Origin of the sequence: Leifsonia sp. AG29, assembly GCF_009765225.1 — a bacterium.
In the GTDB taxonomy this organism is placed as follows: domain Bacteria; phylum Actinomycetota; class Actinomycetes; order Actinomycetales; family Microbacteriaceae; genus Leifsonia.
This window is the reverse complement of the sequence record NZ_VMSF01000001.1, coordinates 1886942-1906208: the sequence shown is the minus strand read 5'-3', so window position 1 is coordinate 1906208 and position 19267 is coordinate 1886942. Positions and strand designations below refer to the sequence as shown.

Sequence of the window (19267 nt, the reverse complement as noted above, 5' to 3'; positions counted from 1 at the left end):
TCAGTTCAGTCCTTCCGCCAGGGGGCCCAGCGCGAGAACGGGGAAGTAGGTGAGGGCGGAGACGAGGATGATCGTCCCGACGAGGAGCCCGACGAACTGTGGGCGGTGGGTGGGCAGCGTCCCGGCCGTCTCGGGCACGTGTCCCTGCTGTGCGAGCGAACCGGCGAGCGCCAGCACGAACACGATCGGGACGAAGCGGCCGAGGAACATCGCGACCCCGAGCGCCGTGTTGAACCAGGGTGTGGAGGCGGTCAGCCCGGCGAAAGCCGACCCGTTGTTGTTGGCCGCGGACGTGAAGGCGTAGAGCACCTCCGTGAAGCCGTGCAGGCCGGGGTTCAGGATGGACGTCTTCTCCACGTCCGCCCGGATCGCTGGGAGGGCGAAGCTGAGGCCCGTCCCGAGCAGCACGAGCGCGGGGGTGGTGAGGATGTACAGGCTGGCGAGCTTGATCTCGCGCGGCCCGAGCTTCTTCCCGAGGTATTCGGGCGTCCGCCCGACCATGAGCCCGGCGATGAACACGGCGATGACGGCGATGACGAGGATCCCGTAGAGACCCGAGCCGACGCCACCCGGGACGATCTCGCCGAGCATCATGTTGATGAGCGCCATCATGCCGCCCAGCGGGCTGAAGCTGTCGAGCATCGCGTTGACGGCACCGGTCGAGGTGGTGGTGCTCGCCGTGTTGAACAACGTCGAGCCGAAGATGCCGAAGACGGTCTCCTTGCCCTCCATCGACCCGCCGGCGGCCTCGAACAGCGTCATGGCCACGAGGGAGGCGGTGAACAGGAGGCCCATGGTCGCCAGGATCGCGTAGCCCTGGCGCTTGTCGCCCACCATCGTGCCGAAGGTCCGCGGGAGCGAGAACGGGATGAGCAGGATGAGCAGGATCTCGACCAGGTTCGTCCACGCCGTCGGGTTCTCGAACGGGTGGGCCGAGTTGACGTTGAAGAACCCGCCGCCGTTCGTCCCGAGGAGCTTGATCGCCTCCTGGGAGGCGACCGGGCCACCGGGGATCGACTGCTTCAACCCGGCGACGGTGGTCAGGTGGGTGAACCCGTTGAGGTTCTGGATGGCGCCGCCCGCGATCAGCACGATGGCGGCGACGACCGACAGCGGCAGGAGGATGCGGACCACAGCGCGGAGGAGGTCCACCCAGAAATTGCCGATCGTGCCGGTGTTCCTCCGCGCGAACCCGCGCACCAGCGCCACAGCCACCGCGATCCCCACCGCTGCCGACACGAAGTTCTGGACCACCAGGGCCAGCGCCTGGACGGAATAGCCGAGCGTGACGTCGGGGGAGTACGACTGCCAGTTCGTGTTGGTCACGAACGACACGGCCGTATTGAACGCGGTCCCCTCCGGCACCGCCGGGAACCCGAGCGCGTACGGGAGGAACTGCTGGAGGCGCTGCAGCCCGTAGACGACGACCACGCCGACCACCGAGAAGGCGAGCACCCCGCGCAGGTAGGCGGGCCACGACTGCTCCGAGCGCGGATCCACGCCGATGAGCCGGTACACGCCCCGCTCCACGCCGAGGTCCCGCTCCGAGGTGAACACCCGGGCCATGTAGTCGCCGAGCGGACGATACGCGAGAGCGAGGAGGAGCACGAGGGTCGCGCACTCGGCGACGAACAGCCACCCCGCCATCAGAACCGCTCCGGCTTCACGAGCGCGACCACGAGATAGCCGATCGCGGCCACCCCCAGCAGCGCGGCGATCACGGTGATGACGATCACAGCTTCTCGACCCCCCGGCCGACCAGGCCCACGACGAGCGCGAGCACGGCCACGACGAGGAGGTAGACGATGTCGAGCACGACTCTCTCCAACCATCAGGACGCCACGACCGGTCGGCCGAGGCTGAAGAGAGTCCACACCCCGCGGGGAGGGAGAAAGCCGGTCCTAACGCATCCCTAACGCGTCCGGCGGTGATCCATGCGGGATGCTGACGCGGCGACCGTTCAGCTCGCGGGCGCCGGCTGCGCGTCGTCCGGCGTGCCGACCTCCGCGCTCCGGCCGCGCTCGCCGGCATCGCGGCGCTCGCCGCGGACCGCGAGAGCCGCGGCGCCCAGGATTCCGGCGTTGTTGCGGTGCACGGCCGGCACGATCGGGGTCCGGAGGTTCAGCAGGGGGAGGAACTGATCGTAGTTCTTGGAGACGCCGCCGCCGACGATGAAGAGGTCGGGCGTGAACAGGAACTCCACGGCGGAGTAGTACTTCTGGAGGCGCTTCGCCCACTTCTCCCAGCTGAGGTCCTCGCGCTCCTTCGCGGAGTAGGCGGCGCGCGACTCGGCGTCATGACCCTCGATCTCGATGTGCCCGAGTTCGGCGTTCGGGATGAGGACGCCGTCGTAGATGAGCGCCGACCCGATGCCGGTGCCGAGGGTCGTCATGATGACGAGGCCGTCCCGGCCCTTGGCCGCGCCGAACCGCGTCTCGGCGTAGCCGGCGGCGTCGGCGTCGTTCACGAAGTGGATGTCGCGGGCGAGGGCGTGCTCGAACAGGGCCTCTGCCGCGAGGCCGATCCACTTCTTCGAGATGTTCGCCGCGGAGAGGGTGACGCCGTGGCTGACGATCGCCGGGAAGCAGATGCCCACGGGCGTGTCCGCATCCTCGACGGCGAGCTTCTCGACGATCTCCTTCGTGGTCTCGACGATGTCGTCGGGTTCGCCGCCGTCGGGAGTGGGCAGCTTGACGCGATCGCTGACCAGTTCGCCCGTCGCGAGGTCGACCAGCGCCCCCTTGATGCCCGTACCGCCGATGTCGATCCCGATCGCGTGCTTCTGCGCAGTCATGCCACGAATCTACCCCGGGCCCGGCGTCAGGCCAGCGTGAGGACCTCCGCGCCGCGCTCGGTGACGACGAGCGTGTGCTCGAACTGGGCGGTGATGCTCCGGTCGCGCGTGACCACCGTCCAGTCGTCGTCCCACATCTCCCACTCGTGGGTCCCGAGCGTGAGCATCGGCTCGATCGTGAACACCATCCCGGGCTCCATCACGTCGTCGTGCGCGGGCGCCGAGTCGTAGTGGGGGATGATGAGGCCGGTGTGGAACGCCGCGCCGACGCCGTGGCCCGTGAAGTCGCGGACGACCCCGTAGCCGAAGCGCTTCGCGTACGACTCGATGGCACGGCCGATCACGTTGACCTGACGCCCGGGCGCGACCGCCTTGATGCCGCGGCCGAGCGCCTCCCGAGTCCGCTCGACGAGGAGCGCAACCTCCTCGGAGGCGGTCCCGACGACGAAGGTCTGGTTGCTGTCGCCGTGGAAGCCGTTCTTGTAGGCGGTGATGTCGATGTTCACGATGTCGCCGTCCTCGAGCACGGTGTCGTCGGGGATGCCGTGGCAGACGACCTCGTTGACGGAGCTGCAGATCGACTTCGGGAACCCCCGGTAGCCGAGGGTGGAGGGGTAGGCGTCGTTGTCGATGAGGAACCGATGCCCGATCGCGTCGAGCTCCTCGGTGGTCACCCCCGGCTTCGCGGCCCGGCCGACCAGCTCGATGGCCTGCGCGGCGATCCGGCCGGACTCGCGGATGAGCTCGATCTCGTCCGCGGTGTACACGTCGCCGCGCGTGTAGGGCGCCGGGCCAGGGCGGCCGACGTACTCCGGCCGCGGGATGCGGGCCGGCACGGGGCGCTGGGGCGTGACGCGGCCGGGGACCAGGTGACCGGCGGAATCCTTGGGCATACGATCAACCTTATGACCGACGAGAACGACTACGGGATCACTCAGGACGCCGAGCACAAGTACTGGTACAACATGAAGACCGGCGAGGTCGAGCAGGGCTTTCTGTCGCCCGCGCCGAACCGCGTCGGGCCGTTCGACACCCGCGCCGAGGCCGAGCACGCCCTCGAGAAGCTGCGCGAGAACAGCGCGAAGTGGGCGGAGGAGGACGCCGCCGAAGGGCGCTGACCGCTCCTAGAAGCTGTGCTCGGGCCCGGGGAACACCCGGCCCTGCACGTCCGCCTTGTAGGCGCGGGCGGCCTCCGACAGGGCGCCCTTGACATCGGCGTACTGCTTGACGAAGCGGGGGATCCGGCCGGTCGAGAACCCGGCCCAGTCGGTCCAGACGAGCAGCTGCCCGTCCACGTGCGGGCCCGCGCCGACCCCGATCGTCGGGATGCGCAGCTCCTCGGTCGCCCGCTTCGCGACCTCGGCCGGCACCATCTCGAGGACGACGGCGAAAGCGCCGGCTTCCTCCACCGCACGAGCGTCGGCGAGGACCTGCTCCGCGGCGTCCCCGCGCCCCTGCACGAGGTGGCCTCCGAGGCCGTGCTCGCTCTGCGGGGTGAAGCCGATGTGCGCCATGACGGGGATGCCCGCCTCCACGATCCGCCGGATCTGCTCGGCGCTGCGCCGGCCTCCCTCGAGCTTCACCGCGTGCGCGCCGGTCTCCTTCATGAAGCGGACGGCCGTGTGGAGCGCCTCCTGCGGGCCCGTCTCGTACGAGCCGAAGGGCATGTCGGCGACGACGAAGGCGCGTTTGACGGCCTTCGCCACGGCGCGGGTGAGCGGGATGAGGTCGTCGACGGTGACGGGGAGGGTCGTGTCGTACCCGAGGACGTTGTTGCCGGCCGAGTCGCCGACCAGGAGGAAGTCGATCCCGGCCTCGTCGAAGATCTGCGCCGTCAGCATGTCGTAGCTGGTCAGGCCGGTGAACGGGGACCCCTCCTCCTTCGCCGCCTGGAAGTGGCGCGTCCTGACCCGCTTGAGCGCCTGCATCGAGGACGTCGCGGGGTGGACGGAGGGCACCGGTGACTGCTCGCTCATGCGGCTCAGTCTATGACCCGGCTCGGCGCGCGGGCGGCGCCGGCCCGCCCGCGCAGCGCGGCGGCGCGGGCCACGTTCCCGCGCCTCCAGCCACTAGTCTGGGAGAGCTGACGAAAGGGGCAGGATGGACAAGCAGCGCGACTTCGTTCTTCGCACGATCGAGGAGCGTGGCGTCAAGTTCGTGAGGCTGTGGTTCACCGACGTCGTCGGCACTCTGAAGTCGGTCGCGATCGCGCCGGCGGAGGTCGAGGGCGCGTTCAGCGAGGGCCTCGGCTTCGACGGCTCCGCCATCGAGGGTCTGACCCGCGCCTACGAGTCCGACCTGCTCGCCCATCCGGACCCCACGACCTTCCAGATCCTCCCGTGGCGCGGCGAGGTCGACCCGACCGCCCGCATGTTCTGCGACATCACGACGCCCGACGGGCAGCCGTCCGTCTCCGACCCGCGCAACGTCCTGAAGCGGACGCTCGAGAAGGCCGCCGACCGCGGATTCACGTTCTACACGCACCCCGAGATCGAGTTCTACCTGCTGAAGTCGTCCGCGTTCGGCGAGGATGGCCCGGAGCCGGTCGACTCGGCGGGCTACTTCGACAACGTCCCGGGCGGCACGGCGCACGACTTCCGCCGCCGCTCGGTGCGGATGCTCGAAGACCTCGGCATCTCGGTCGAGTTCAGCCACCATGAGGCCGGCCCCGGGCAGAACGAGATCGATCTGCGCTACGCGGACGCGCTCACGACGGCGGACAACATCATGACGTTCCGCACCGTGATCAAAGAGGTCGCGATCGAGCAGGGCGTGTACGCGACGTTCATGCCGAAGCCCCTCTCCGGGCACCCCGGCAGCGGGATGCACACCCACATGTCCCTCTTCGAGGGCGACACCAACGCCTTCTTCGAGGCGGGCGCGCAGTACCAGCTCTCGAAGGTCGGGCGGCACTTCATCGCGGGGCTGCTGCGGCACGCCCCCGAGATCACCGCGGTGACCAACCAGTTCGTCAACTCGTACAAGCGCCTGTGGGGCGGCGACGAGGCGCCCAGCTTCGTGTGCTGGGGCCACAACAACCGGTCCGCTCTCGTCCGCGTCCCGCTCTATAAGCCCAACAAGGGACAGAGCTCGCGAGTCGAGTACCGTGCGATCGACTCCGCCGCGAACCCGTATCTCGCGTTCTCGCTCATGCTCGCGGCCGGCCTCAAGGGCATCGAGGGGCAGTACGACCTGCCGCCGGAGGCCGAGGACAACGTCTGGGCCCTGTCCGACGCGGAGCGCCGCGCGCTCGGTTACAGCCAGCTGCCCGCGAGCCTCGACCACGCCATCTCCCTCATGGAGGACTCCGAGCTCGTCGCCGAGACGCTGGGGGAGCAGGTGTTCAACTACGTGCTCCTCAACAAGCGCAAGGAGTGGGCGGAGTACCGCGCGCAGGTGACGCCGTACGAGCTCCGGAACAACCTCGAGATCCTCTGACGCCGATCCCGTGACCCGCGAGCAACTCTCCCTCACCGCGCTGGCGCGGGCGGGCTTCGTGGGGCTGAGCTCGGTGCGCGCCGAGCTCGACGAGCTCGCCGGACTGACCGGGTTCGCGGTGGAGGAGCTCCTCCCGTCGCTCTCGGCCGCCGCCGATCCGGACACCGCGCTGCAGTCGGCGCTCCGTCTGCTGCGTCACGCGCCCGTGCAGACCTCGCGGTACGTGCCGTCGCGCCGCGACGCTCAGCGGCTGTTCCGGGTGATCGGCGCCTCCGAGGGTGCTGCGGAGTTCTTCCTGCGGCAGCCGGCTGAGCTGGCCGCCCTCGACTACCCGATCACGACCCTCCCGAGCGCCGCCGAGGCGCGCGCGGACCTGCTCGACGCCGTCGGAGCCGTCGATGGTGTCGCCGAGCGCGGCGACGAGGCCGAGTGGACGGCCCTGCGGGTTCGCTACCGGCGGCGCCTCGTGCAGCTGGCCAGTTTCGACCTGGAGCAGCCCGACCCGGTGGCGGGGTTCGACGGCGTCGCCGCGGCGCTCTCGGACCTCGCGGCCGCAGCGCTCGAGGCCTCGCTCGCCGTCGCGCGCCGGATGACGATGGGCACCGGCCCCGGGCGCTTCCCCGAGCACGAGGTGCGGGCGACGCCCCTCTCGGTGATCGGCATGGGCAAGGCCGGCGCCCGCGAGCTCAACTACGTCAGCGATGTCGACGTGATCTTCGTCACGGAGGGCGTCGAGGGGCAGGTCGAGGCCGGACGGGCGGTCGACATCGCGACGCGGCTCGCCATGCTGACGATGCGCGGCATCCACGAGCCGGCATTCGAGCCGGGCCTGTGGGAGGTCGACCCCAACCTGCGGCCCGAGGGCAAGGACGGAGCACTGGTCCGGACCCTCGAGTCCCACATCGCGTACTACGACCGGTGGGCGAAGGGCTGGGAGTTCCAGGCGCTGCTCAAGGCGCGACCGCTCGCGGGCGATCTCGAGCTCGGCGAGCGGTACGTCCGCGCCCTCTCGCCCAAGGTCTGGAGCAGCGCCTCCCGCGAGAACTTCGTCGAGTCGGTCCAGCGCATGCGCGAGCGCGTCTCGGAGCACATCCCCGACGATGAGGTGCACTATCAGCTGAAGCTCGGTCCCGGCGGCCTCCGCGACGTCGAGTTCACCGTCCAGCTGCTCCAGCTCGTCCATGGGCAGACCGATGAGCTGGTGCGCCAGCGCGACACGCTTTCGGCACTGGCCGCGCTGGCGGCTCAGGGCTACATCGGGAGGGAGGAGGCCGCCTCCTTCTCGCAGGACTACCGCACCCTGCGCCTCATGGAGCACCGCCTCCAGCTGCGCCACCTGCGGCGCACGCACCTCATGCCCCGCGCCGAGGGCGACGTGCGGATCCTCGCCCGCGCCACGGGGCTCGCGACGAGCGCCGAGGCGCTGCTCGAGCGCTGGAACCAGATCAAGCACCGCGTCCGCGGGTTGCACGAGCGGCTCTTCTACCGCCCCCTGCTGAGCGCCGTGGCGGCGACCCCCACGGAGGACTTCGCCCTCACCAGCGCGCAGGCGGAAGCGCGACTGGCAGCGATCGGCTTCCGCGACCCGCGGGGAGCGCTCGCGCACATCGGAGCGTTGACGGCGGGCGTGTCCCGGCGGGCCACGATCCAGCGGCACCTCCTGCCCGTGATGCTGCAGTGGTTCGCCGACGGCGCCGACCCGGACTACGGCCTCCTCACCTTCCGGCGCCTGAGCGAAGACCTCGGCTCCACCCACTGGTACCTGCGCATGCTCCGCGACTCGACCGGCGCGGCCGAGCGCCTGACCCGCGTCCTGTCCGGGTCGCGTTTCGCCGGCGAGCTGCTCGGACGCATCCCGGAATCGGTCGCCTGGCTCGAGGACGACGACGACCTCCGCCCGCGGACCCTCGAGGTCCTGAGGGAGGAGACGAGCGCCATCCTCGCCCGCCATGTGTCGGCCGATACCGCGGCGTCCGCGATCCGCGCGATGCGGCGGCGGGAGGTGCTCCGCCTGGCCTTCGCGGGGATCCTCGGCATCGCCTCCATCGAGGAGCTGGCGCACGGGCTCACGGCGGTCACCGAGAACACGATCGAGGGCGTCCTCGCCGCCATCCGCGGCGCGCGCGGAGACGCGCATCTCCTGGAGTTCGCCGTCATCGGGATGGGGCGCTTCGGGGGCCGCGAGCTCGGGTTCGGCTCGGACGCGGACGTCATGCACGTGTTCCGCGCTCTCGAGGCGGAGCCCGACGCGGCCAATCGCGCGGCGCTCGCCATCGTCTCGGAGCTGAACCGGCTCACGGAGGACCCCGTCGTGCCGCTCGACCTCGACATCGGGCTCCGGCCGGAGGGCAAGAACGGACCGCCGGCCCGGTCCCTCGACTCGTACCGCGCCTACTACCGGCGCTGGTCGTTGACCTGGGAGGCGCAGGCGCTCCTCCGGGCGCGAGGAGTGGCCGGCGACACCGCCCTGCTCGACGACTTCCGGACGCTCGCCGACGAGGTGCGCTACCCCGCGGCGATCGGCGAGCAGGAGGTGCGCGAGGTCAAGCGGATCAAGGCGCGCGTCGAGAACGAGCGCCTCCCTCAGGGCGCCGACCCCTCGCGGCACCTGAAGCTCGGCCGCGGCTCGCTCAGCGACGTCGAGTGGTTCGTGCAGCTCATCCAGCTCGAGCACGCGGCGGGCGTGCCCGAGCTGCGCACCCCCTCGACGCTCGACGCTCTCGCCGCGGCAGCGGCGCACGGCTACGTCGGCGCTGAGGACGCCGCCAAGCTGCGCGACGCGTGGGTGTTCGCGTCGCGGACGCGCTCGGCCATGACGCTGTGGACCGCCAAGACCGCCGACGTGCTGCCCTCCGACCGCGTCGCCCTCGACGGCGTCGCGCGCCTCATGGAGTACCCGCCGGGGTCGGCGAGCCGGCTGGAGGAGGACTACCTCGCGGTCACGCGGCGTGCCAGGGCCGTCTTCGAGCGGTCGTTCTACGGTCTCCCGCAGCGGCCGGCGCCGACCGGCTGACGTCAAGCCGCGCGGCGCCGGCGAGGCCCGCTCACATGCCCGGGACGGGTTGCAACTCGTAGACGTCGATCCTGCCGCCGCGCAGGCGGTGGGGGTGCCCGTCGAGGAGGCTGTCGGCGTGCTCCGCGGACTCCGCCTCGATGAGGCTGTAGCCGCCCACCGTAGGGTCTGCTCCCGGCGAGACGGCCTCGGTCGGCGTGCCGAAGTCGATGATGCCCGAGCCCACCTTCGCCGCCCAGTCGTTCCAGGCTGCGTTCTCCTGGGCGATCTGCTCCTCCGTCATCGGGGGCATCGAGGCTCGTGCTTCCGGGTCCCCCCGGTAGATGAGCAGGTAGCGCGTCATGGTCCACTCCTTCGCTTGCGGAGCGTCCTCGCTCCGACGGGGCGAATCTAGCGCCGACGATGCGCCGCGGGAACGGGCGCGATCGCACGCATGCGGTCAGTCGCCGCGGAGTGCCTCCGCCTTCGCGAGCAGGACCTCCCGCTCGCGCTCGTTGCCCGCGAGGGAGGCGGCCGTCGTCAACTCCGAGACCGCCTCGGTGGTCCGCCCGAGACGAGCCAGCAACTCCCCCCGCACGCTCGGCAGGAGGTGCGATCCGCGCAGAGCGCCCGCCGCGTCGAGCTCGTCGACGATCCGCAGCGCGTTCGCCGGGCCGGTCGCCATCGATACCGCCGCGGCACGGTTGAGTTCGACGACCGGGCTCGGGGCGATCCTCCCCAGTGCTTCGTAGAGCACGACGATCCTCGCCCAGTCCGTCGCCTCCACGCTCGGCGCCACCGCATGGCACTCCGCGATCGCGGCCTGCAGCGAATACGGCCCCCGCCCCCGGCCCAGCCGGTCGGCGCGCGCGAGCGCCGCTCGACCTCGCGCGATGCCCGAGCGGTCCCAGCGCCCTCGGTCCTGGTCCGCGAGGAGGACGGGAGTTCCATCGGGCAGGGTCCGTGCGGCGAAGCGTGCTGCCTGCAGCTCCATGAGCGCCACGAGACCGTGGGCCTCCGGCTCGCGGGGGAGGAGCGCGGCCACCTTCCGCCCGAGCCGCAGCGCCTCGTGGGCGAGGTCGGTCCGCATCCAGTCAGCTCCGGTCGTGGCGGAGTACCCCTCCGTGAAGATGAGGTAGACGACGCTCAGCACGGCCGCCAGGCGTTCCTTCCACTCGGCCGGGTCAGGCGTCGAGAAAGGGACGCGAGCCGCCGAGATGGTCTTCTTGGCCCGCACGATCCGCTGTTGCACCGTGGCGACCGGCAGGAGGAACATCCGCGCGATCTCCTCGGTGCTGAGACCCGCGACGACGCGGAGGGTCAGCGCCACTTGCGCCTCGCGGGACAGCGCGGGGTGGCAGGCCGTGAAGACGAGGCGCAGCACGTCGTCGTCGATCGGTTCCCAGGGAGCCTCCTCCGCCTCCACCAGTGCGCTCGCGAGAACGCGGTAGCGCTCGTCCAGCCTCTCCCGGCGTCGCCAGTGGTCGATCGCCCGGCGCTTCGCCACCGCGGTCAGCCACGCTCCGGGGTTGTCCGGCACGCCGGCCGACGGCCAGGTGCGGAGTGCCTCGACCAGTGCCTCCTGGGCGAGATCCTCAGCGAGGCCGACATCGCCGGTCACGCGGGCGACGGTGGCGACCACCCGCGCTCCGTCGATCCGCCACACGGCGTCGATCCTCGCCGAGACCCCGGTCATCGCAGCGTCCCTCCCCGGGAGGCGCCCCTCACGCCTTCTCGGCCGCCGCCCTCCACTCGGCCTCCTTCTTGATCCACTCGTTGTCGGCGTAGGCCGCGAAGTCGCTCTCATCGGTGACCCGGCGCACCTCGAGCTTGGACCCCGGGCCGAGCGGGCAGCGGCTCGCCCACTCCGCCGCCTCATCCTTCGAGCTGACCTCGAGGATCCAAAAGCCGTTGAACAACTCGTGCGTCTCCCCGTAGGGTCCGTCGGTCACGGCTGGAGGGGTGGTCGAGAAGTCGACGACGAAGCCCGTCGTCTCGACATCGTCGGCGAGCCCCTCGCCGGAGAGCAGGACCCCGGCCTCGAGGAGCTGCTCGTTGTACTTGCCCATCGCGGCGATGACTTCGGTGAAGTCCATCCCCTCGTAGGCGGCCTTGGCCTCGTCCGTGCCTCGCATGATCAGCATGTACTTCATGGGGGTGCTCCCTCAGCTCCGCGGGTGCTCCGTCAGCACCCTCTCACTATGGTGTCGAACGGCGCACGGAAAGATCGACACGGACTAGAAAATCTTCGGGAGGGACGCGGAAGGGCCGCACCCCGCAGCGGGATGCGGCCCTTTGCGAACGGAGTCCGACGATCAGACGCCGTAGTACAGCTCGTACTCGAACGGGTGCGGGCGCTGCGCGAGCGGCTTGATCTCCTTCTCGCGCTTGTACTCGATCCAGGTCTCGATGAGCTCGGGGGTGAACACGCCGCCCGCGGTGAGGAAGTCGTGGTCGGCCTCGAGCGCGTCGAGGGCCTCCGACAGCGACGCCGGCACCTGGGGGATGTTCTTCGCCTCCTCCGGCGGGAGCTCGTAGAGGTCCTTGTCGACCGGCTCGTGCGGCTCGATGCGGTTCTTGATGCCGTCGAGGCCCGCCATCAGCTGCGCGGCGAACGCGAGGTACGGGTTGCCGGAGGCGTCGGGCGCGCGGAACTCGATGCGCTTCGCCTTCGGGTTGGAGCCCGTGATCGGGATGCGGATCGACGCGGAGCGGTTGCCGGCCGAGTAGACCAGGTTGACCGGCGCCTCGAAGCCCGGGACCAGGCGGTGGAAGGAGTTCACCGTCGGGTTCGTGAAGGCGAGGACGGCCGGGGCGTGCTTGAGGAGGCCGCCGATGTACCAGCGGGCGATGTCCGACAGGCCGCCGTAGCCGGCCTCGTCGTAGAACAGCGGCTTGCCGTCGTTCCACAGCGACTGGTGGGTGTGCATGCCCGAGCCGTTGTCGCCGAACAGCGGCTTCGGCATGAAGGTCGCCGTCTTGCCCCACTCGGAAGCGGTGTTCTTGACGATGTACTTGAACTTGAGGATGTCGTCCGCGGCGTGGACCATCGTGTCGAACTTGTAGTTGATCTCGCCCTGACCGGCGGTGCCGACCTCGTGGTGCGAGCGCTCGACCTCGAGGCCCGCCTCGATCAGCTTCAGCACGATGTCGTCGCGCAGGTCGGCGTGCTGGTCCACCGGCGAGACGGGGAAGTAGCCGCCCTTGTACGGGGTCTTGTTGGCGAGGTTGCCGCCCTCTTCGGTGCGGCCGCTGTTCCAGGCGCCCTCGCTCGAGTCGACCGAGTAGAAGCTCGAGTGCTGGTTCACCTCGTAGCGCACGTCGTCGAAGATGTAGAACTCCGCCTCCGGGGCGAAGAAGGCCGTGTCGGCGATGCCGGTGGAGGCGAGGTACTTCTCCGCCTTCTTGGCGACCTGGCGCGGGTCCTTGGCGTAGATCTCGCCGTTCCGCGGGTTGTAGATGTCGAAGACCATGATGAGCGTGCGCTCCGCCCGGAACGGGTCGACGTACGCGGTCGACACGTCGGGGATCAGCTGCATGTCCGACTCGTGGATGGAGGCGAAGCCGCGGATCGACGAGCCGTCGAAGAGCTGGCCGACGGAGAAGAACTCCTCGTCGACGCTCGCTGCGGGGATGTTGAAGTGCTGCTGAACACCGGGCAGATCGGTGAAACGGATATCAAGGAACTTGACGTCGGTGTCCTTGATGAACTTCAGCACCTCGGAAGAATCACGGAACATACGGAGGACTCCCAATGGCTTGCGGGTGACGGACTGCACGTGCGGCCCAGGTTCCACCGTAGGGGGAGGCCGTTTCCCGGTCATGACGCAAATGTTTCCGGCATGTTACGGGTCCCCCCGACCCGTATGCGGGAGCGCACGGCGAGGCCGGAGCCGGCGCCGGTAAACTCGGGACGTGCCGCAGACTCCCTCCTCACCGCGTTCCGGCGACATCGCGCCCAGCCGCTACCCGGGTGAGCGGCTCGGGCTCCCGGAGGCGGGGCCGCGCTCGGTGGGGCGGCTCGGCCGGCGCGCCGGGGCGATCGCGATCGACTGGGCGATCGCGTCGTTCCTGTCGTTCGCGTTCTTCCGCTACGACTCGTGGGCGACGATCGGGATCTTCGCCCTCATGCAGATCGTCTTCATCCCGACGATCGGCGGATCGGTCGGGCACCGCATCGTCGGCTTGCGCGTCGTCGCGCTCCGGGGCGGATGGGTCGGGGTGTGGCGCCCGGCGGTGCGGACCGTGCTGCTCTGCCTGGTCGTCCCGGCCCTCGTCTGGGATTCGGACCAGCGCGGCTTCCACGACAAGATCGCCGGAACGGTGCTCATCCGCTCCTGACGGGACGCGGGGGGCGCGAAGAAACGGGGGTTCAGCGCGCCCGCTGAGCCCGCACCTTCATCGGGTCGACGCCCTTCGGGATGGGCATCTGGTTCTCCATCGACTGGAGGCGGTTGCTGATGGCGAGCACCTCCGCCTTCGTCAGCGTCGGCTTGATCTTGGCGAGCGTGCGCGGGATCCGGTGCAGCGGGACCGAGTCGGCGTCCGGGCCGACGCTGATGACCGTGATCGGGACGTTCGGCAGCACGCGCGTGACCTTGCGGCGCTCTTCGTCGAGCATGCGCTTCGTGCGCGACTTCGGCCCCTCGCTGATGAGGACGACGCCGCCGCGGCCCGTGGCGCGGTACACGGCGTCCTGCGTCTTGCCGTTGACGGCGACCGGCATCTCGGAGCCGCGCCAGCTGCGTCGCAGGGAGGAACGGAGCACGGCGCCGACGGCACCCGGCTGGCCCTCGATCTGCGAGTAGGCGGCGCGCTCGGCCCGGCGCCCGAGGATCACGAGCGCGAGAAGCACGCCCGCGAGGATTCCGGCGAGGACCCAGAGCACGATCGTGAAGACGTTCCCGCCCGACAGGAACACCGCGACGACGGCGCCGGCGATGATCGGCAGGACCAGTCCGAGGAGGATGTAGAGGAGCGCGCGGTCGTCGTACCGGCGGGTCATCTGGAAGACCTGCCACATCTGCTTCAGCCGGCCGGGCTCCTTGGTGGACTTGTCCTTTGCCATGCCTCCAGGATACCGGCTCGGCGGCCGCCGGGAGGACCGATCCATGGTCTCCGGGCGGCCGCCCAGCCGAGTGCTTAGACCGCGTCAGGACACGGCTTGCGCGAACCCCAGGGAGGCGTCGGCCAGCTGCTGCAAGTGCTCCGGGATCGGGCGTCCCTTAGCCCGCATCGACTGCGCCCACAGACGCCCGGCGCGGTAGGAGGACCGCACCAGCGGCCCCGACAGCACGCCGAGGAACCCGACCTCCTCGGCCTCCTCCTTGAGCTCCACGAACTCCTCGGGGCGAACCCAGCGAGCGACCGGGAGGTGCCGGGGGCTCGGCCTCAGGTACTGGGTGATCGTGAGGATGTCGCAGCCGGCGTCGTGCAGATCCCGGAGGGCCTGGCTGATCTCCTCCCGCTCCTCGCCCATGCCGAGGATCAGGTTCGACTTCGTGATCAGGCCGGCTTCGCGCCCCTGGGTGATCACGTCCAGCGAGCGCTCGTAGCGGAATGCCGGCCGGATGCGCTTGAAGATCCTCGGGACCGTCTCGACGTTGTGGGCGAAGACCTCCGGCCGGGCGTCGAACACGCGACCGAGGTGCTCCGGGTTCCCGGAGAAGTCGGGGACGAGGATCTCGACGCCCGTCCCCGGCGACTGCCGGTGGATCTCCCGGATCGTCTCGGCGTAGAGCCAGGAGCCCTCGTCGGGCAGGTCGTCGCGGGCGACGCCGGTGACGGTGGCGTAGCGCAGTCCCATGCGGAGGACGGATTCGCCGACGCGCCGCGGCTCGTCGACGTCGAGGTCGGCCGGCTTGCCGGTGTCGATCTGGCAGAAGTCGCAGCGGCGGGTGCACTGGGAGCCGCCGATGAGGAAGGTGGCCTCGCGATCCTCCCAGCACTCGTAGATGTTCGGGCAGCCGGCCTCCTGGCACACGGTGTGGAGGTCCTCCGACTTGACGAGCGACTGGAGCTGCCGGTATTCGGGGCCCATCTTCGCCTTCGTCTTGATCCACTCGGGCTTGCGCTCGATCGGCGTCTGGGCGTTGCGGACCTCGAGCCGGAGCATCCGGCGCCCCTCGGGCGCGGAGGCGTTCATGCGGGCACCCCCTCGCCGACGGGAGCGAACTCGCGCTCGAAGGCGGCGATGACGTGGGGAGCGATCTGCTCCGGCGTCACCGTTCGCCCGAGCACCCGGGAGATCGTCGTGACTCCGGCGTCGCGGATGCCGCACGCGACGATGCGGTCGTAGGCGTCCAGGTCGTTCGAGCAGTTGAGGGCGAAACCGTGCATGGTCACGCCCTCCGCCACGCGGATGCCGATGGCGGCGATCTTCTCGTCCTGCGCGGCACCGGTGGACGACGCCGGCAGCCAGACTCCGGAGCGACCCTCCACGCGTTCGCCGCGGACGCCGACCGCGCCGAGAGCGTCGATCAGGACGGCCTCGAGGCTGCGCACGTACCCGACGACGTCGATCGGCTCACGGAGGTGGAGGATCGGGTACCCGACGAGCTGGCCCGGCCCGTGCCAGGTGATCTTCCCGCCGCGGTCGACGTCGATCACCGGGGTGCCGTCGGTGGGGCGCTCCTCGGGCGCCGTGCGCTTGCCGGCCGTATAGACGGCTTCGTGCTCGAGGAGGAGCACGGTGTCGGGTCGGGTGCCGGCGACGACGGCGGCGTGCAGGTCGCGCTGCCGTCGGAGGCCGTCGAGGTAGGGCACGGGGGTTGCGCCGAGCCCGCTCTGGTCGAAGATGGTCATGCCCACAGCTTATGTGTACTCGGTCTATTAATTCGAGTCGGCCTCCACACCTCGTGTTCGGCGGCCGCATCGCACAGATCTCGCCGAGGTCGACCGCTCCGGCCCGCCACTGCGGTCTGATCAGAGGGTGTCCGCGTCATCCCCGAATCTCGATCGCCTCGCACGCGCCCTGTGCCGCCGGCGCGGCTGGACCGTCATCGGCCCGCTTCCGTGCCCGCGGTCGCGTGTGCGCCTGCTCGTCGAGGGGGCTGGGCTCGACGCCGCGAGCCTCCTCGAGCTTTCGCCCGGCCCGCAAGGAGGCGAGAGCCTGAGTGGTTCTCCAAGCGCGGCCCCTGAGCAGACCGCCGTTCGGAGCGAGCACGTGCTGGGCGTGATCGAAGAACCCCGCAGCGGCCATTCGGCCGTTCGTGCGCGCGTAACCGAGTACGCAGCGGGCGGCGGGCTGGACGACCTCATTCGTGGGGGAATCCGCTCCGACCAGGTCGCCACCGTGCTGATCGGGGTCGCGCGCGGGCTCGCCGCGCTCCACGGTGCGGGGCTGGGCGGTGCGGTTCCCGCGGTCGGGACGGTCCATCTCCGAGAGAACGGCTGTCCGGCGATCGCCGTCGGCGATGCCCTTCGCCCGCTGAACCCGGTCGCGCTGGCAGACGACGTCTCGGCTTTCAGGAGCCTGGCGCGAGAGCTGTGCGCGCAGGCGACGGCCGCGGGTCTCGGCTCAGGAGGAGGCACGCTGCTCGTGGCGGTCGAGCGCGGCCTCGTCGCCGCCGGATGGGGTTTCGACGCCGACTTCTCGAGCATCGAGGCCCCCGCGCTCGCCTGGGAGCGGGTCGTGGAGGCGGTGCTCGGTCAGACCGAGCCGGCGGCGCTGCACGGGCAGACGGCGGCAGCGCGGGCCGCGCCGGGCCAGCAGGCGTCGCCGCGGCGTGAGGGGCGGAGAAGCGCGGCCTCCCTCGCACCGGTGGGCGACCGTGCGAATCGCATCCTGGCGTTCCTCGACGGCCGCCCGGGAGCCCAGATCGGGAGCCGGGTGTCGGGGTGGGTCAAGGCACGGCCGCGCCTCGTGGTCGCGGCCGCCGTGCCGGTCATCGGGGCCGTCGCAGTGCTGTTGCTCGTCCCGTCCGAGCGAGCGGACGGAGGACATGCCTCCCGCCCGCCCGCGGCTGAGGCTTCGCCGGCTGTGACCGCATCATCCGTTCCGGGATCCGCAGACGCTTTCCGCCCTCCCACGCCGCGATCGACGGACCCTGTTCCCGGCGACTCGAGTCCGCACGCCACACCCGGGCCCGGGCCGTCCGACGGAAGGACCGACCTCGCAGGACCGGACGCGGACCCGGTCGATGCGACCGCGGCCCTTCTCCAAGCTCGGCACGCCTGCTTCGCCGCGCGATCTCCGGACCGGTCCTGCCTGGCGGAGGTCTTCCTCGACGACGGCGAAGCACTCGCGCTGGAGTCGGCGCAGTTGACAGAACCGGGAGGCGCCGACGCGCGCGACTACTCGGGCTCGTCGATCAGCCTGGTCGACCGATGGGCGGACGCGGCGCTCGTCGCGGTCGCTCCCGACCGCGAGCGGACGCCGAAAAGCGGTCCGGCCTCGCTCCTCGTGGTGAGGAGCGAGGCCGGATGGCGTGTGCGCGCTATCTTCCCGTGAGGGATCAGATACCGAGGTCGCCCTCGAAGTCGCCGCTCTCGAGGCGGTTCTTCACCGCGACGAGGAAGCGGGCGGCGTCGGCGCCGTCGACGATGCGGTGGTCGTACGACAGGGCCAGGTAGACGGTCGAGCGGATGGCGATCGAGTCGGTTCCGTCGGCGGTGATGACGACGGGCTTCTTCGTCACGATGCCGGTGCCGAGGATGGCGACCTGGGGGAGGAACACCACGGGGGTGTCGAACAGGGCGCCCCGCGAACCGGTGTTCGTGAGGGTGAAGGTGCCGCCGGCGAGCTCGTCCGGCTTCAGGCGGTTGTCGCGGGTGCGCTCGGCGAGGTCGGCGATCTCCTTGGCGAGACCGGCCACGTCGAGGTCGGACGCGTTCCGCACGACCGGGGTGAGGAGGCCGCGCTCGGTGTCGACCGCGATGGAGATGTTCTCGTGGTCCGGGTAGACGATGCTGTCGCCGTCGACGGTCGCGTTGATGACCGGGTACGCCTTGAGCGCCTCGGCCGCCGCGAGCGCGAAGAACGGCAGGAAGGACAGCTTCACGCCGGTCTTCGCCTGGAAGTCGTCCTTCACGCGGTTGCGCAGCGCGGCCACCTTCGTGACATCGACCTCGACGACCGTCGTGAGCTGAGCGGTCGACTGCATCGACACGACGGCGCGCTCGGCCACGACCTTGCGGAGGCGGGACATCGGCTGCGTCGTCCCGCGCAGCGGCGAGACCTCGAGCTTCGGGGCCGCGGAGACGGCCGGAGCGGAAGCAGCCGGGGCGGGCGCCGCGGCGGAGAGGATGTCCTCCTTGCGGATCCGTCCGCCGACGCCGGTGCCGGTGACCGTCGAGAGGTCGACGCCCTGCTCGTGGGCGAGCTTGCGGACGATCGGCGTCACGTAGCCGGCGTTGCCGGCGTGCGCGCCCGACGAGGCGGGAGCTGCGGGCGCCGTGGGAGCGGGCGCAGCGGCGGCCGGAGCGGCAGGAGCGGGAGCGGCGGGCGCAGGAGCGGGAGCGGCGGGCGCCGGAGCCTGCGCTTCCTGAGCGGGCACGGCCTGCGGTGCCGGGGCGGGTGCGGCGGGTGCCGGAGCGGCGGGCGGTGCGTAGCCCGGCTCTGTGGCGGCGGGCGCCTCCTGAGCGGGCGCGGGAGCGGCCGGAGCCTCCTGAGCGGGAGCAGCGGGAGCAGCGGGCGCGGCGGGGGCCTCCTGCGCGGCAGGCGCCTCCTCGGCGGGAGCAGCGGGCGCCTCGGCGCCGGCTCCGGAACCGTCGCCGATGGTCACGAGCGCGGTGCCCACCTCGACCGTCTCGTCCTCCTGCACCAGGATCGCCTCGACGACCCCGGCGATCGGCGACGGGATCTCGGTGTCGACCTTGTCGGTCGAGACTTCGAGCAGGGGCTCGTCCACCTCGACACGGTCGCCAACGTTCTTCAGCCAGCGGGTGACCGTGCCTTCCGTGACGCTCTCGCCGAGCGCCGGGAGGCTGACGGATTCGCTCATGAGCTTCTCTCCTTCAAACCTGATCGTTCAGTAGCTTATTGCAGCCGCGTCCGCGAACGGGGAGGCGGCCGTCGGACGAGCGGCCGCGCCCGTCGGGCG

18 protein-coding genes are annotated in these 19267 nt (G+C 70.7%); 5 read left to right on the top strand and 13 right to left on the bottom strand.

Annotated elements, in window-relative coordinates; translation table 11 throughout:
• From kdpA to map, 4 genes are all read right to left on the bottom strand, one after another.
• The gene (gene kdpA / locus FPT20_RS09185) at positions 1 to 1647 is read right to left on the bottom strand and encodes a potassium-transporting ATPase subunit KdpA (RefSeq protein ID WP_158864595.1); all 1647 of its coding nucleotides are present in this window, start codon (positions 1645 to 1647) and stop codon (positions 1 to 3) included.
• A complete protein-coding gene (locus FPT20_RS09180; protein ID WP_158864593.1) occupies positions 1647 to 1736 on the bottom strand; it encodes a potassium-transporting ATPase subunit F in 90 nt (29 codons plus the stop codon). The genes kdpA and FPT20_RS09180 overlap by 1 nt, the downstream gene beginning before the upstream one ends.
• A 224-nt stretch (positions 1737 to 1960) precedes the next feature.
• Positions 1961 to 2794, bottom strand: coding sequence for a polyphosphate--glucose phosphotransferase (gene ppgK / locus FPT20_RS09175; RefSeq protein ID WP_158864591.1), 834 nt, complete (start codon positions 2792 to 2794; stop codon positions 1961 to 1963).
• 26 nt (positions 2795 to 2820) lie between these two features.
• Positions 2821 to 3687 (bottom strand): type I methionyl aminopeptidase, encoded by an 867-nt coding sequence (gene map / locus FPT20_RS09170; RefSeq protein WP_158864589.1) that lies wholly within the window; start codon positions 3685 to 3687, stop codon positions 2821 to 2823.
• 12 nt (positions 3688 to 3699) lie between these two features.
• On the opposite strand from map, the gene FPT20_RS09165 reads away from it, so the two are divergent.
• The gene (locus tag FPT20_RS09165) at positions 3700 to 3912 is read left to right on the top strand and encodes an SPOR domain-containing protein (RefSeq protein ID WP_158864587.1); all 213 of its coding nucleotides are present in this window, start codon (positions 3700 to 3702) and stop codon (positions 3910 to 3912) included.
• Between the two features lie 6 nt (positions 3913 to 3918).
• On the opposite strand, the gene panB is transcribed toward FPT20_RS09165, so the two are convergent.
• The gene (panB, locus tag FPT20_RS09160) at positions 3919 to 4770 is read right to left on the bottom strand and encodes a 3-methyl-2-oxobutanoate hydroxymethyltransferase (RefSeq protein ID WP_158864585.1); all 852 of its coding nucleotides are present in this window, start codon (positions 4768 to 4770) and stop codon (positions 3919 to 3921) included.
• A 124-nt stretch (positions 4771 to 4894) separates the two neighbouring features.
• Here panB and glnA (FPT20_RS09155) point away from each other — a divergent pair, with 124 nt between their 5' ends.
• Both glnA (FPT20_RS09155) and FPT20_RS09150 read left to right on the top strand, forming a co-directional pair.
• Complete coding sequence (gene glnA / locus FPT20_RS09155) at positions 4895 to 6232, top strand: type I glutamate--ammonia ligase (protein ID WP_158864583.1); 1338 nt, start codon at positions 4895 to 4897, stop codon at positions 6230 to 6232.
• Positions 6233 to 6242: 10 nt separating this feature from the next.
• Positions 6243 to 9245, top strand: a complete 3003-nt coding sequence (locus FPT20_RS09150; RefSeq protein ID WP_158864581.1) for a bifunctional [glutamine synthetase] adenylyltransferase/[glutamine synthetase]-adenylyl-L-tyrosine phosphorylase — start codon at positions 6243 to 6245, stop codon at positions 9243 to 9245.
• 31 nt (positions 9246 to 9276) lie between these two features.
• Here FPT20_RS09150 and FPT20_RS09145 read toward each other — a convergent pair whose 3' ends face one another.
• The 4 genes from FPT20_RS09145 to glnA (FPT20_RS09130) all read right to left on the bottom strand — a co-directional run bounded on the left by FPT20_RS09145 (position 9277) and on the right by glnA (FPT20_RS09130) (position 12964).
• The gene (locus FPT20_RS09145; RefSeq protein WP_158864579.1) at positions 9277 to 9588 is read right to left on the bottom strand and encodes a hypothetical protein; all 312 of its coding nucleotides are present in this window, start codon (positions 9586 to 9588) and stop codon (positions 9277 to 9279) included.
• Positions 9589 to 9684: 96 nt separating this feature from the next.
• A complete protein-coding gene (locus FPT20_RS09140; RefSeq protein ID WP_158864577.1) occupies positions 9685 to 10920 on the bottom strand; it encodes an RNA polymerase sigma factor in 1236 nt (411 codons plus the stop codon).
• 28 nt (positions 10921 to 10948) lie between these two features.
• Positions 10949 to 11377, bottom strand: coding sequence for a YciI family protein (locus tag FPT20_RS09135; RefSeq protein ID WP_158864575.1), 429 nt, complete (start codon positions 11375 to 11377; stop codon positions 10949 to 10951).
• Positions 11378 to 11539: 162 nt separating this feature from the next.
• Positions 11540 to 12964: a type I glutamate--ammonia ligase gene (gene glnA, locus FPT20_RS09130; RefSeq protein ID WP_158864573.1), complete on the bottom strand. Its 1425-nt coding sequence runs from the start codon at positions 12962 to 12964 to the stop codon at positions 11540 to 11542.
• A gap of 175 nt (positions 12965 to 13139) precedes the next feature.
• On the opposite strand from glnA (FPT20_RS09130), the gene FPT20_RS09125 reads away from it, so the two are divergent.
• On the top strand, positions 13140 to 13565 hold the full coding sequence (locus tag FPT20_RS09125; RefSeq protein WP_158864571.1) for an RDD family protein: 426 nt from the start codon (positions 13140 to 13142) through the stop codon (positions 13563 to 13565).
• 31 nt (positions 13566 to 13596) lie between these two features.
• On the opposite strand, the gene FPT20_RS09120 is transcribed toward FPT20_RS09125, so the two are convergent.
• From FPT20_RS09120 to lipB, 3 genes are all read right to left on the bottom strand, one after another.
• Complete coding sequence (locus FPT20_RS09120) at positions 13597 to 14292, bottom strand: DUF4191 domain-containing protein (RefSeq protein ID WP_158864569.1); 696 nt, start codon at positions 14290 to 14292, stop codon at positions 13597 to 13599.
• Positions 14293 to 14376: 84 nt separating this feature from the next.
• Positions 14377 to 15369, bottom strand: coding sequence for a lipoyl synthase (gene lipA, locus FPT20_RS09115; RefSeq protein ID WP_199245735.1), 993 nt, complete (start codon positions 15367 to 15369; stop codon positions 14377 to 14379).
• Positions 15366 to 16028, bottom strand: a complete 663-nt coding sequence (lipB, locus tag FPT20_RS09110) for a lipoyl(octanoyl) transferase LipB (RefSeq protein ID WP_158864567.1) — start codon at positions 16026 to 16028, stop codon at positions 15366 to 15368. The genes lipA and lipB overlap by 4 nt, the downstream gene beginning before the upstream one ends.
• Positions 16029 to 16398: 370 nt before the next feature.
• Between lipB and FPT20_RS09105 the strand changes: the two genes are divergently transcribed.
• Entirely contained in the window at positions 16399 to 17676 is a 1278-nt protein-coding gene (locus tag FPT20_RS09105; RefSeq protein ID WP_158864565.1) for a hypothetical protein, read from the top strand.
• Positions 17677 to 17680: 4 nt separating this feature from the next.
• Here the strand turns inward: FPT20_RS09105 and sucB are convergent, their stop codons facing one another.
• The gene (gene sucB / locus FPT20_RS09100) at positions 17681 to 19168 is read right to left on the bottom strand and encodes a 2-oxoglutarate dehydrogenase, E2 component, dihydrolipoamide succinyltransferase (RefSeq protein ID WP_158864563.1); all 1488 of its coding nucleotides are present in this window, start codon (positions 19166 to 19168) and stop codon (positions 17681 to 17683) included.
• Positions 19169 to 19267: the final 99 nt, after the last annotated feature.